Here is an 11,540-nt window from a genome sequence, read left to right as displayed (position 1 = left end):
CGCGCGCCATCATGGCGGTCGCTGATCGCGTTCGGCGGCGGCGTGTGTGGAGCGTCGCGACCGCGCACCGGCCTGGCTGGCGATCTCACGAGCCTGCTGGACGTGCGCCGTGGTCGGCATCGGCGAAGCCAGCTACGCGGACCCCCGGCGCCGATGATCATCGACGACATCACCCCCGGCCGACTGCGGCGGGCAAGGCGCTGGCGATCTTCTTACCTGGCCACGCCGATCGCCCGGCTGTCGGCATGGTGCTGGGCGCGCAGATCGCCGCGCACTGGGGCCTGCGCACCGCGTTCTTCGTCGGCGGCGGCCCCGGCCTCTGGGTTTCGCCGCAAGTGACCTGCCTGCCGATCGCCGAGCTGGCCCGTCGGACCGAGGTCGCGCGGCCGGGGCATCCTCGGCAACGCCCGGACGCTGTGGCGCATCCCGCTGTACCGCCGCGCGCGGTCGCCGGCTACATCGCTCACACCGCCGCGGTCGGCGCGTTTCGGCGCACTGGGGCCCGACGTTCCTGGTCCGCCGCTACCACCTCGAGCCCGGCTGGCGCCAAATGGCACCTGGCTGGGCGCGGTCATCGTCGTCGCCGGGGCGATCGGCACGATCATCGGTGGTTGCTGGGTCGATCAGGCGCTGCGGCGCTACCCGTCGGCCGGCGATCACGATCAACGCCAGCACGCGCGCGGCACCAACGCGCTCCTGCATCTGCGCCATCGGCGTGGCGGTGGCGCCGTTCACCGCGATGGCGTTCTGTCGCCGTCGGCGGCGCTGTTCTTCGTGCTGGTCTTCGTCGTCAACGTCGGCATCTTCCTGTCGACCTCCCCGGTCAACGCCGTGCTCCTGCGCACTGTTCCGCCCGAAACTGCCCCCGGCGTCCGGTAGCCTTCATCTGCGAACCACAGCTTCGGCGGTTGTCGCCGCCAGCGGCATCAGGCTCTTGCTCGGCATTTACTTCTTAGCGGCCATGCTGACCTTCACAGTGTTGATCCTCCTTGCGGCGGCGCTGCGTGTGGCCCAGGCTCGGCAGGCCACGGGCGATCCTTAGGCGCCGCCGCCTTGCGCTTCAACGGCGCGGATGACGCCCCGGGCTATGCCCCAACCGCCTGCCGGCGAGTCGTCGCCCTACCTGCTTGCTGCGCACCGGGACAACCCGGTCAGACTGGTACCGCGTGGGGCGCCGAGGCCTTCGTCGCCGCGCACGCCTCGACAAGCCAGTGGTTCGTCTCGATCGGCTACGCCGCTTGCCACTGGGCCACGTCATGGCCCACGAGAGCTTCGCCAGAGGATCCGGCGATCGCGGCCTTGATGAACGGGCTCTACGTCAACGATCAAAGGTCGATCGCGAGAGGAGCGGCCCGACGTCGATATCGCCGCCTCTCATGAACGCGATCCAGGTGCTGGGCGAGGGCGGCGTGGCCGCTGTCGGCCTTCTGTGCCCCGACGGGCGGCCGTTCTTCCTCAAGTACTCCTGGGTAGCAGACCGCTACAACCGGCCCAGCTTCAGCAAGTGTGCGGGCCAGCGCCCGGGGCTACCGCGAGGAGCGGCCCAAAGGTCATGGAGAACGTCGAGGGGGGTCGAGGGCCTGTTCAGGTCGATCGCCACTACCGCGGCCAGCCGGTCGCCGGCGGCAGCGCCAGCGCGTCGCTCCTGGTCGCGGCCGGGCGGCGGCAGATCGCGGGTGCGACCTCGGAGCACGCGCGGCCTGGCGGGCGCGCCAAGCCGTTCTTCGTCGAGCTCGGCCCACGAGCTCTTGGCCCGGGTGGCCCGGTTGGCTTCGGCGCGCCCCGGCCCAGGACGCTTCGTCCGGTGGGCGGACGGCGAGGGCTTCGGAGGGCGGCCTCTGCACGATCACCTCGGCGGCGGGTTCGCGCGGCTACTCGGTCGACGAGCGCTGGGCGGTGCCGCACTTCGAGAAGAAGCTCTACGACAACGGCCGGCTGCTGGCGGTCTACGGCGACGCCTGCCGCGCTCACCCGCGGCCCGCCCCGCCCAGATCATCGAGGAGACCGTCGGGTACCTGGCGCGCGCCGTCGGATCCCGGCGGCGGGCTGTACGCGTCGCGGCGGACGCTGACAGCGAGGGCGAGGAGGGCAAGTACTACGTCTGGACGCCCCACCAGGTGCGCGACGCACTCGGCCTTCGTCGACGCGCCCCAGCTCTGCGGGCCACGGCGTGACCACCGCCGGCAACTTAGAGCACGCGACCGTGCTGGCGCGCGGACCACGCCGCTCGGGGACTGCCTCCGGTGAGGCCCACCTCGCCGAGCTGCGCGCGCGGCTCCTGACCGCGCCCAGGCCCGGGTGGCGCCGGCCACCCGACGACAAGGTCCTGGCCGGCTGAACGGCCTGGCCGTGACCGGGCTGGTGCGGAGCGTGGAACGCGACCGGCCACGCGCCGGCGCTGGCGCTGGCCCGCCGGGTCGGCGACTTCTTGCTGGCGCGCATGATCGCGACGGCGATCGCCTGGCGCGCGTGTACCAAGGCCGGCGCCACAAGCTCGACGGCACGATCGAGGACTACGCGTTCGTCGCCGCCGCGCTGTTCGACCTGGGCGAGGCCACGCTCGGAAGCCGCTACTGGCAGGCCGGGCGGCGCTGATCGGCGCGATCCGCGCGCGCTTTACGACGACGCCGACGGCGGCGTCTTCGCCTGACCGCGTCCGACGATCCGAGCCGCTGATCCATCGGCCAGAGTCGCACCGACGGCGCGATGCCGTCAGGCGCCGCGGTCGCGGTCGAGGGCCTGGTCCGGGTCGGCTGCGTGCTCGACGTACGCCGACGCGTCGCGCAGCGCCGAGCGCACCTCGACCTGGCGCCTGAGCTCCGGGCGCTCGAACCGCTCGGGGCGAAGCGCGGCTCCTGTCGGCGCTCGATCTGTTCCTGCACGCCTCCAGTGGTGGTGACCGAGGGCGCCGGCGGCGAAGAGCTCCCGCCGCCCCCGACCTGCGTACGCGCCGGCCCGGATCCTGGTCGGCCCATGGGCCGCGCCCGCGGTCGCGGGCGAAGCCGCTCGACGGTCGGGCCCAGGCCTCATGTGCCGCGGCCCGGTAATGCCTCTTGCCGCTCACCGGAACCCGCCGATCAGCTCGGCTCCTGGCCGAGCCGCCGGCCAGTGAACATCGGGCGGCGACGTCGGTCTAACCCCCTATCCGGCGCAGGGCGCGCCGCCCGAGGTGTGGGGAATCCCCTCATGGTCGACCCTTCCCTTTTTTTTTTTTTTTTGGGTGGCCCGCTCGCTGGCCGTGCGCACGCGGCCCTGGCGCTGTGCGCCGCACCGCCGCCGCCGACGTCCTGGTCCCCGGCAACCCGCCACTGGCGACGCTCAGAGTCCTGGCTCGAGCGCGCCGGTCAAGGCGGGACTGCCAAAGCGGGTGGTCGTCCACTGGTTCTGAAGCCCAAAGGTCGAGGCCTGCAAGGACGACCTCGCGCATCTACAACATGCGCGAGACCGGCAATGATGGTCTACGTGATCGCCCAACATCGGCGCGCAGACCGCGCGCGACGCCAAGAAGCTCGACCCGGTCCGGGGCGAGGTCGGCGCCGGCGCGGTCGCCACGGCAAGCCATCCGGGCGCGCTGCTGAAGGAGCTCAGGTTCGGCGCGATGCCGGTGTCGATCGTCGTCGGCACCGAGGGCAAGGTCCAGCTGGTCACGACCACCGCGGATCTCGATCAGCTCGACGCCCGCGACGCCAAGGTCGCCGCGCTGGTCAAGGAGGCATCCACGAAGTTCGACACCACCCAGAGTGGGCCGACCGCGCCGATCAAGCCGGCGACAAGTTCGACGTCCAGGTCGAGGTCAAGCTGGCGACCTGGCTCAACTGGAACAACATGGTGCCCGAGGTGTTCCTCGACCCTGCCGCCCGACCTCACCTGCGACGCCAAGATGAAGCGCGGCGCCGACGTGACCGTCGACGGCAAGTTCCTCGGGCGAAGTTCCAGTGCTCGTCGATGGTCCGGGGCGCCTACGAGCTGCGGGCCGCGCTGCGGTTCGGCTACGACGCGCCCAACAAGGCCACCGGCGTCGGCGGGGACAACGTCAGCTGGAAGTTCCGTGATCAAGCTGCAGCGGTCGCACCGGCCACGCCGCCCCCCGCGCGACCGGCTCGACGCCGCTGGCCGCGCACCTCCGGGGCGCGCCTCGACGCTCCGTGTCCCGACGGCGGATCACGATCAGCTGCATCGGCGGCTGCCCGCGACGGCGACGTTCCGCTGCTCGGCGCCCGGCATCAGCGCATCGGCGGTCTTGACCGGGACCGCGTCGGCGTACTTCGCCAGCGTCGACGTCAGCGTCGCCACTGGCCGGTGACGACGGCGGCGATCTGCGCGCAGCCGGCACCGCGCGACAGCGCCGCGCAGGCCTCGGCGTTGGGAACACGTCGGCCGGCGCCGGAGCCGACGACGACCGACCGTTCGCCGAGCTGGTCCGGCGGCGCCGCGCGGTCAGCGCAGCTTCGCGACCTTGACCCGGGACCACAGCGGGGCGGTGATCGGCGGCGAGGTGGCCTGACTCGCTCAGACGATCGAGCAGCTCGTAGGCGGCGGCGACGTCCTCCTCGGCGTTGTCGCGCTGCGACGGGCTCGCCGCGGCGCCAGCGCGCGGACGGCGCGGGCGCGCAGGAACCGGGCCTCGGCCACGAGCATGATCCACACCGCCGACTCGGGCGACGCCGCGATCGCGACCAGGCCCTGGACCACCGCGCGATCGGCGTCGGCCAGCGACGCGGCGGCCTTGCCGCGGGCGAGCCGAGGTCGCCGCGCACGGTCAGCGCGCCGACCAGGTTCTCCCTTCCACTCGAGGTTGACCTCGTCGTCGGCCACGAGCTTGTCAGCCAGGCCGATCGCGCGATCGATCGCGGTCGCGGCCTCGGCGCCGCGCCCTCCGGCGGGCGTGGATCCGCGCGATCAGCACCTCGGCCTGGGCCCGCTCGTTCGGACCCCGGCCTGGATCGGGGCTGCCGGCGAGGAGCGTGGCCCGGGCGTCCCGGGCGGCGACCGCGGCGGTCAGCGCCGCCTCGAACTCCCGTTGGCCAGAGCTGGGCGCAGGAGATCTCGCGTCGCTCCACGCGACCAGGCGCTGCCACAGCGGGTTGGTGGGTCCTTCGCGAGATCTGCGAGCGGATCGCGCGCGCGGTGCCAACCGTCGAGCGCACCGCGCCACGTCGCCGCGCCACGGGCGCGCGTCGGCCAGCCGGAAGTGGATGCGCGACACGTCGATCTGCCAGCTGGCGTTGGTGGGATCCTTCGCACTCGAGATCGAGTGGTTGGCGAGCGCCTGCTCGAGGAGCTGGGTGGCGTTGCGGGCGTCGCCCTTGTCGACGAGCGCCAGGCCCCAGCTCGGCAGCGCCAGGCCCCGCTCGCGCCGCCACGCGGCGTTGCCGGACTCGCGGCGCAGCAGGCCGTCGAGCGTCGCCACCGCCTTGCTGCAGGGTGTCCTCGGCCGAGGTGATCTCGCCCAGCTCCTTCTGCAGGTCGGCGACCTGCATGCGGGCCTTGACCAGATCGAGCTGCCGGCTCGAGTTCTCGAGCTCGGCCGACGCGACCTCGGCCCGCAAGCTCTCGCATGCGCGTACTCGGCCAGCGCGCCGGCCGGTCGCCGCGGGCCTGGAGCGTCGACGCGATCTTGAGGTGGCTGGTGGCCAGGTCGCCGCGCGCGGGCCGCCGTCGCCGATCCCGGCGCTGACCGCGGCGTCGACCACGCGCTGCCGGGCCGTCATCGCCGCCTGGTACTCGCCGAACGCGACGTCGATCTGGCCCTGGTTGCGGACCACGTCGCCGATCAGATCGCGGGCGACGGCGCTGCCCAGGAGCGCGGCGCGATCGTCAGGGCGGCTGCGCGGGAAGTCCTCGTAGTGGCCGAGCGCGCTGCGGTAGGTCCTTCGACCTCGCCGACGAACTGGCCGCGCGCGTGCAGCACCCGGCCGACCTCGACCAGCATCTCGCCCAGGATGCGTCGCCGATCGAGCGTGCGCGGGTGCGCGGGCGCGCGCGCCAGCAGGCCCTCGAGCTGGGTCCGGCCCTCGCTCAGGGTCACGGCCGCCGAGTCGAGATCGCCGCGCTCCTCCTCGGCCTGGCCCAGCGTGTACAGGGCGATCGCCAGCCGCTCGCGATCGTCGTCGGTGATGCCGGTGGGGCTGCGCGCCAGCTGCTGGTAGTAGTCGCGGACCTGCGCGCCGATGCCGGCCAGCAGATCCTTGCGGCCGATCGCGCCGAGCCGGTTGCGCATGTCGGAGATCAGGTGATCGACGACGCCCTCGGCCCGCTGGCGCTGATCGGCGAGCTGCCGCTGGGCCTCGGCCCGATCGCGCTCGACCACGATCCGCCGCAGCGCCAGCGTGCCGAGCGCGACGAACGCGACGAACGCGACCGCGGCGATCGCGACCGCGGCCCGGTGCCGGCGCACGAACCGCGCGACCCGCTCGCGCAGCGGTAGCGGTGCGCGGCCACCAGCTTGCCGGTCTGGAACCGGCGCAGCTCCTCGGCCAGCGCCTGCGCGGTCGGGTAGCGATCGCCGGGCTCGTGGGCCATCGCGCGGGCGATGATCGCGATCAGATCGGCCGGCGCGTCGGGCGCCCGGGTCGCGAGCGGCTCGACCTTGCCCTCGATCGCCGCAGCGTTGCCAGCACGTCGGTGGCGGTCTTGGCGGCGTAGGGCGGGGCCCCGGCCAGCAGGTGGTAGAGCATCGCGCCGAGGCTGAAGACGTCTGCGCGCTCGTCGACGACCTCGCCCCGGGCCTGCTCGGGCGGCATGTAGGCCGGCGTCCCGATCACCGCGCCGGCCACCGTCAGGGCCGGCTCGTCGGACGTGGTCGGGCTGCGCGGCGCGGCTGGTCGCGCTCGGTGCGCGTCCCCGGCAGCGAGTCGGGCGAGTCGTCGTCGAGATCGCTCGGCCAGGCCCCAGTCGATGACGACGATCTCGCCGAAGTCGCCCACGAGCACGTTGGCCGGCGAGATCGCGGTGGACCACGCGCTTGGGTGGGCGTAGGCGATCGCGTCGACCGCGACGAGTGATCGTCGCGAGCAAGGCCAGGGCGCTGCTCAGGGTCCGGGCCTCGGCGATCGCGCGATCGAGCGGGCGCCCGCTGACCAGCTTCATCGCGTAGAACGGCTCGCCGGACGGCCAGCGCCCGGCCTGGTAGACCGGCACGATCGCCGGGTGCTGGAGGCGGGCGGTGATCAGCGCCTCGCGCCGGAACCGCGCGGCGTGCTCGGGGTCGGCGTGGAGCAACTCCTTGAGCGCCACCGGCCGCCCGAGGATGCGATCGTGGGCGGCGATGATGCGGGCCCCATGCCGCCGCGGGCGACCTCGCTCGAGACGTACTGGGCCGGGTCGGTCAGCGGCAGGTCGTCCATGGCGATCGTCGCGTCGGCGCGCGGATCGCCGCCCCGGCGATCGTGTCCTGGTACGACTCGACGCCCAGCGAGCGCCGGGCCCGTGGGCGGACCGCCGTCGACGCTCGGCACCGGCGGGCGCTGGCTGGTGACCGGCGCGATCGTGGGTGCGAACGCTTGGATCGCTGGGCGGCGGATCGCCGGCGCTCATCTGCTAGCAATGTAGCGCCGATGTCGCCTCCACTCCACGTCGTGCGGGCCGGGACCGCGGGCCCCCGCTCGTCTCGTCCACGGCAGCGCCACAAGACGCCGCCACCTGGACCATCCAGCTGGCGTCGTCCCTGACCAGCCGCTACCGCGTGATCGCGTACGATCGCCGGGGCGCCGGGCGCTCGGCCAACCGGCCGGGCGTGGCCTGGCACTCGATCGACGACCACGCCGCCGACCTGGCCGAGCTGATCGCCGCCGCGGGGCCGCCGGCGCTGGTGGCGGGCTCGAGCTGCGGCGCGGCGGTGGCGCCTGTTCCGCGCGCACCCGGCGCGAGTGGCCGCAGATCCGCGGCGACTGCTCGCGCTCGACGCCTACCGGGTCCGCTACGCCGAGCTGGGCGCGGTCGACGTGCCGTGCGCCTGCTCGGCGGCGATCGCTCGGCCGCGTACTTCCGGCCGACGCTCACGGCGCTGGCCGCGGCCCTGCCGCGGGCCTCCCTCGCGATCATCGCCGGCGCTGGTCACATGCTCCACGCCGAGGCGCCGCGGGCGTTCGCCGAGCACGTCGACGCGCTCGCGGCCGCGACCGGGTGATCAGCGCGCGCGGCGGCGTCGGCGGGTCGCCGCCGCCAGCCCGACCGCGAGCAGCGCCAGCGCCGCGGGATCGCCGCCGCCGACCGAGCACGCGACGTTGGTCTGGGTCGCGGTCAGCGTGCGGCGCACCTCGAGCACGCCATCGCCGGTGCTGGTCTCGCTGCCGTCGCTCGCGACCACGCCGACCGCGAAGAACAGATCCTCGTCGGACGGGGGCGTGAACACGACCGTCAGCGCGTGGGCGCCGCAGTTGCGCGCCGATGACCCGGCGGGTGCCGGATCGACCTGGTAGGCCGCGCTCGGCCCGGTCGGGTTGCCGTCGCAGCGCATCTCCGGGCGTCTGGTCGACGTGTTCCGGAGCTCGACGGCCGGGTGCGCCGTCGGCGTCGATCGCTCGGCGTCAGCGCGTACGGGCGGCCGTCGTCGGGCCAGGTCAGCGTCGCCTCGTAGCGCTTGCCGGCGTCGATGCGGTCGGGCAGGCCAGCGATCTTGACCTCGGGCGTGTCGCCGCCGCCGTGGCAGACGCTGCACGACAGCCCGTCGGGCGGCGCGCCGGTGAAGTAGCGACCGCCGCCGCCGCCGTCGATGGCCGGCTCGGCGTAGCGCTCGGGCTCGGAGAAGCCGAGCGCCGCCGTCGGCGCCACCGCCAGCACCAGCGCGATCAGCGCGGCGCGGCTCATGGCTGCCCCGCCAGGGCCCACTGCGCCAGCACGACGAACCGCGGGTCGTCCTTCGACGGGAAGATCGCGTTGCCCCACGGGTCGGTGCCGCGGTGACGGACGCCGCCGTCGGCCTCGGCCAGCGGCTTGCAAGAGCGGCGCGCGCTTGATCCCGCGGGGCTCATCAGCATCGAACGGGTCCGGTGTAGGTGACGGCCAGCTCCTCGGCGGTGACCGGCGCGTCGAGGTCGGTGTCCTCGCGCAGCCGCGCGACCTGGGCCGAACACCGCGAGGAACCGGTCGGGGTTGCCGTGGCAGGCGGTGAACGCGCAGTCGCGCAGCAGGATCGGGTAGACCGCGTCCTTGAACACCACCGGGTCGGCGTCGGGCACGACGACCTCATCGTCGGGGACGCTGCACCCGAGCGCGGCGGTGGCCAGCGCGAGCAACAGCGCCAGCGCGGGCCAGGTCGAGATCGAGATCGAGCGCGGCGCCATCGCGGGGCGGATGATGCGCTCGTCGGCGCGCGCGCGCATCGACTTCGTGTGCACGGGCGCGGCGATCGTGTAGGCTCCGCGCGTGCTGCGCCTCGCCATGCTCGTGATCGTGCTCACAACCGGGTGCCTGCGGGTCAAGCCGCACGAGCGCCAGACGCTCGCCCGGCCCGACATGGTGATCGGCAGCGACGCCGAGCTGCGCACCGGCGAGTCGCACGCGCGCCTCGTACCGCGAGGGCTCGAGCGGCGGCGGCGGCAAGGCCCCCCCCCCCGGCCCCCCCCCCCGGCGGCTGCGGCTGCAACTGAATTTCCAGGGAGGCCTGTCGCCAGGCCTCCCCTCGTCGGGGCAAGCCCGACGAGCCTCCCCTCCGAGACGCGAGACTCCCGGCGCGTGGACCGGTGCGCGACCGAAAAGGTGACAAGCGCTGAGTTTCAGGGAGGCCTGTCGCCAGGCCTCCCTCGTCGGGCAAGCCCGACGAGCCTCCCCTCCGAGACGCGAGACTCCCGGTGCGTGGACCGGTGCGCGACCGAAAACCGACAAGCTCAGATTCAGAGTCGTCGGGCGATCGTCGACGGGCCGCATCAGAAGTCGAGTCCGAACATGGTGGTCACCTCGAGGGCGTCGACCGACTCGAGCCCGACGTAGGCCAGGTACTCGATGCGCGACAGGCTGGCGCGCAGGCCGAGGTCGACGTGGCGCTCGCCGTCGTCGAACTCCCACGTGCGCCCGAGCGCGGCGCCGACCTCATGTGCGAGGAACGCTGAGAGCTTGCGGTCGCGGGTCAGGTAGCCGCCACCGTCGGCGAAGTCGAAGTAGCGCGGCCGGTAGAACGTGGCCTCGCCCTGCGCATAGTAGCGGTAGTGCAGCGTCAGCGTGGTCGCGTCCGACGGCACCCACGACAGGCTCGGCTCGACGGTGTGCGACCGGATCCCCCACGAGTCCAGGTAGTAGCGGTAGTCGAGGCCGATCGACGCGCGCTCGCCGAGCGCGTGGCGCAGCCGCGCCGAGGCTGCGTTGCGGACCCGCAGCTCGGGCACCTGCTCGGGCACGCAGAACGGCGCGTCGCTGGCGCAGGTGCCGAGCCCGCCGACGGCGACCCACCGGTACGGGCTGGCCTGGTAGCCCGACAGGACCATCGTCTCCCACGCGACATCGATCACGGTCCTGGCGTCGATGACCTGGCTCAGGCCGAGGCGGCCACCGCCGCTGATCATCAGCTCGGCGAATCCGGGGTCGCCGGATCGCCCGGCCAGGTCGCGGCTGCCCATGAGGTTGGCCGACACCGTGGTGTTGTGACGGGCGAAGTCTCGGCTGGCGCCGAGCACGAAGCCGTGAGACTCATAGTCGTGCTCGTACGAGACGCGATACCGAGTGTTCAGCCGCGTGGTGCCGTTGTCGTAAGCGAGGCCGACCTGGCCCTCGTTGCGCCGCTCGCTGATCGCCTTGGTGGCGGCGGTGACGACGTCGACCGAGGCGCCGGTCCAGGCGTCGACGGTGTAGCCCGCCGCGAGCGCGACCTGGTCGGTGGCCTGACCCGAGACGTTGACGGTCGGCGACACGACGGTGGTGTCGTCGGTGTCGGTGCGGACGTAGATCGTTCGACGCCGCGCGGACCTCGCGCTCGCGGGCCGCGGCGCAGCCATCGACGATCACCAAGGCGAACAGGAGCGCGGCGGTACGGCGAGCCACGCGCGCATGTTCCCCCTGCGCGCAGCGTTGTCAATCGCGGCCGCCCTGGCAATCGCTGGCTGCTACGAGCCGGGCGTCGGGCGCGACGACCTCCAGGACGCGCTGGCGGCGCCGGTCGATCTGTTCGACGACGGCGGCACCGTGGTCCCGCGCGACGGCGGTGGTGGTGGCGGTCCCGACGCCGCGGCCGGCTGCGACACCTCGCCGCTGTCGGCCCTGCGGATCGTCGTGCGCACCACCCCCTTCGGCGGCCGCTACCAGCCCAAGAACATCGGCGCGATCTGGATCGAGACCGCGAGCGGCCAGTACGTGAAGACCGTCAAGCGCTGGGCCAACCGGCGCCTGCGCTACCTGACCCGCTACAACGCCGCGTCGGGCGGCGACATCACCGACGCGATCACCGGCGCGACGTTGACGTCGCCATCACCCACGACGTCACCTGGAACCTCACCGACCGCACCCGCTGCGAGGTCCCGGCCGGCAAGTACCGGGTCGTCATGGAGCTGACCGATCAGGACGCCGCTGGCGCGTCGGTGGTGTTGCCGTTCACCAAGGGCACGTCGGGC

At 73.4% G+C, this 11,540-nt stretch carries 15 protein-coding genes; 6 read left to right on the top strand and 9 right to left on the bottom strand.

Annotation, left to right across the window (positions count from 1 at the left end; genetic code table 11):
• Window positions 1-522 precede the first annotated feature (522 nt).
• Window positions 523-735 (bottom strand): hypothetical protein, encoded by a 213-nt coding sequence (locus IPL61_18710; GenBank protein MBK9033274.1) that lies wholly within the window; start codon window positions 733-735, stop codon window positions 523-525.
• Window positions 736-1,053: 318 nt separating this feature from the next.
• Between IPL61_18710 and IPL61_18705 the strand changes: the two genes are divergently transcribed.
• The 3 genes from IPL61_18705 to IPL61_18695 all read left to right on the top strand — a co-directional run bounded on the left by IPL61_18705 (window position 1,054) and on the right by IPL61_18695 (window position 4,303).
• Complete coding sequence (locus IPL61_18705; protein MBK9033273.1) at window positions 1,054-1,380, top strand: DUF255 domain-containing protein; 327 nt, start codon at window positions 1,054-1,056, stop codon at window positions 1,378-1,380.
• A gap of 790 nt (window positions 1,381-2,170) precedes the next feature.
• A complete protein-coding gene (locus IPL61_18700) occupies window positions 2,171-2,338 on the top strand; it encodes a hypothetical protein (GenBank protein MBK9033272.1) in 168 nt (55 codons plus the stop codon).
• Between the two features lie 1,260 nt (window positions 2,339-3,598).
• Window positions 3,599-4,303, top strand: a complete 705-nt coding sequence (locus IPL61_18695) for a hypothetical protein (GenBank protein MBK9033271.1) — start codon at window positions 3,599-3,601, stop codon at window positions 4,301-4,303.
• A gap of 206 nt (window positions 4,304-4,509) precedes the next feature.
• Here the strand turns inward: IPL61_18695 and IPL61_18690 are convergent, their stop codons facing one another.
• The 4 genes from IPL61_18690 to IPL61_18675 all read right to left on the bottom strand — a co-directional run bounded on the left by IPL61_18690 (window position 4,510) and on the right by IPL61_18675 (window position 6,932).
• Window positions 4,510-4,815: a hypothetical protein gene (locus IPL61_18690; protein MBK9033270.1), complete on the bottom strand. Its 306-nt coding sequence runs from the start codon at window positions 4,813-4,815 to the stop codon at window positions 4,510-4,512.
• A 7-nt stretch (window positions 4,816-4,822) separates the two neighbouring features.
• A complete protein-coding gene (locus IPL61_18685; GenBank protein ID MBK9033269.1) occupies window positions 4,823-5,410 on the bottom strand; it encodes a hypothetical protein in 588 nt (195 codons plus the stop codon).
• 363 nt (window positions 5,411-5,773) lie between these two features.
• The gene (locus IPL61_18680; GenBank protein ID MBK9033268.1) at window positions 5,774-6,397 is read right to left on the bottom strand and encodes a hypothetical protein; all 624 of its coding nucleotides are present in this window, start codon (window positions 6,395-6,397) and stop codon (window positions 5,774-5,776) included.
• A 145-nt stretch (window positions 6,398-6,542) separates the two neighbouring features.
• Window positions 6,543-6,932: a protein kinase gene (locus tag IPL61_18675; protein MBK9033267.1), complete on the bottom strand. Its 390-nt coding sequence runs from the start codon at window positions 6,930-6,932 to the stop codon at window positions 6,543-6,545.
• A 217-nt stretch (window positions 6,933-7,149) separates the two neighbouring features.
• Here IPL61_18675 and IPL61_18670 point away from each other — a divergent pair, with 217 nt between their 5' ends.
• Entirely contained in the window at window positions 7,150-7,551 is a 402-nt protein-coding gene (locus IPL61_18670; protein MBK9033266.1) for a hypothetical protein, read from the top strand.
• Window positions 7,552-7,648: 97 nt separating this feature from the next.
• Window positions 7,649-8,128, top strand: a complete 480-nt coding sequence (locus IPL61_18665; GenBank protein ID MBK9033265.1) for an alpha/beta hydrolase — start codon at window positions 7,649-7,651, stop codon at window positions 8,126-8,128.
• On the opposite strand, the gene IPL61_18660 is transcribed toward IPL61_18665, so the two are convergent.
• The 4 genes from IPL61_18660 to IPL61_18645 form a co-directional block, all read right to left on the bottom strand.
• On the bottom strand, window positions 8,129-8,353 hold the full coding sequence (locus IPL61_18660) for an MYXO-CTERM sorting domain-containing protein (GenBank protein ID MBK9033264.1): 225 nt from the start codon (window positions 8,351-8,353) through the stop codon (window positions 8,129-8,131). It lies immediately after the preceding gene.
• Between the two features lie 5 nt (window positions 8,354-8,358).
• Window positions 8,359-8,808 (bottom strand): hypothetical protein, encoded by a 450-nt coding sequence (locus tag IPL61_18655; protein ID MBK9033263.1) that lies wholly within the window; start codon window positions 8,806-8,808, stop codon window positions 8,359-8,361.
• Window positions 8,805-9,338 carry a hypothetical protein gene (locus tag IPL61_18650; GenBank protein MBK9033262.1) on the bottom strand — a complete coding sequence of 178 codons (534 nt, stop codon included), beginning with the start codon at window positions 9,336-9,338 and terminating at the stop codon, window positions 8,805-8,807. The genes IPL61_18655 and IPL61_18650 overlap by 4 nt, the downstream gene beginning before the upstream one ends.
• A gap of 528 nt (window positions 9,339-9,866) precedes the next feature.
• Window positions 9,867-10,928: a DUF3570 domain-containing protein gene (locus IPL61_18645; protein ID MBK9033261.1), complete on the bottom strand. Its 1,062-nt coding sequence runs from the start codon at window positions 10,926-10,928 to the stop codon at window positions 9,867-9,869.
• 52 nt (window positions 10,929-10,980) lie between these two features.
• Between IPL61_18645 and IPL61_18640 the strand changes: the two genes are divergently transcribed.
• Window positions 10,981-11,481, top strand: coding sequence for a hypothetical protein (locus IPL61_18640; GenBank protein MBK9033260.1), 501 nt, complete (start codon window positions 10,981-10,983; stop codon window positions 11,479-11,481).
• Window positions 11,482-11,540: the final 59 nt, after the last annotated feature.

Source organism: Myxococcales bacterium (assembly GCA_016717005.1).
Classification (GTDB): domain Bacteria; phylum Myxococcota_A; class Polyangia; order Haliangiales; family Haliangiaceae; genus UBA2376.
This window is presented reverse-complemented; position numbering and strand designations above follow the sequence as displayed.

Bases quoted from the DNA above. Each gene is read 5' to 3' on its own strand.
- IPL61_18695 (MBK9033271.1), top strand. From the start codon at position 3,599: ATGCCGGTGTCGATCGTCGTCGGCACCGAGGGCAAGGTCCAGCTGGTC.
- IPL61_18640 (MBK9033260.1), top strand. From the start codon at position 10,981: ATGTTCCCCCTGCGCGCAGCGTTGTCAATCGCGGCCGCCCTGGCAATC.
- IPL61_18655 (MBK9033263.1), bottom strand. From the start codon at position 8,808: ATGAGCCGCGCCGCGCTGATCGCGCTGGTGCTGGCGGTGGCGCCGACG.
- IPL61_18645 (MBK9033261.1), bottom strand. From the start codon at position 10,928: ATGGCTGCGCCGCGGCCCGCGAGCGCGAGGTCCGCGCGGCGTCGAACG.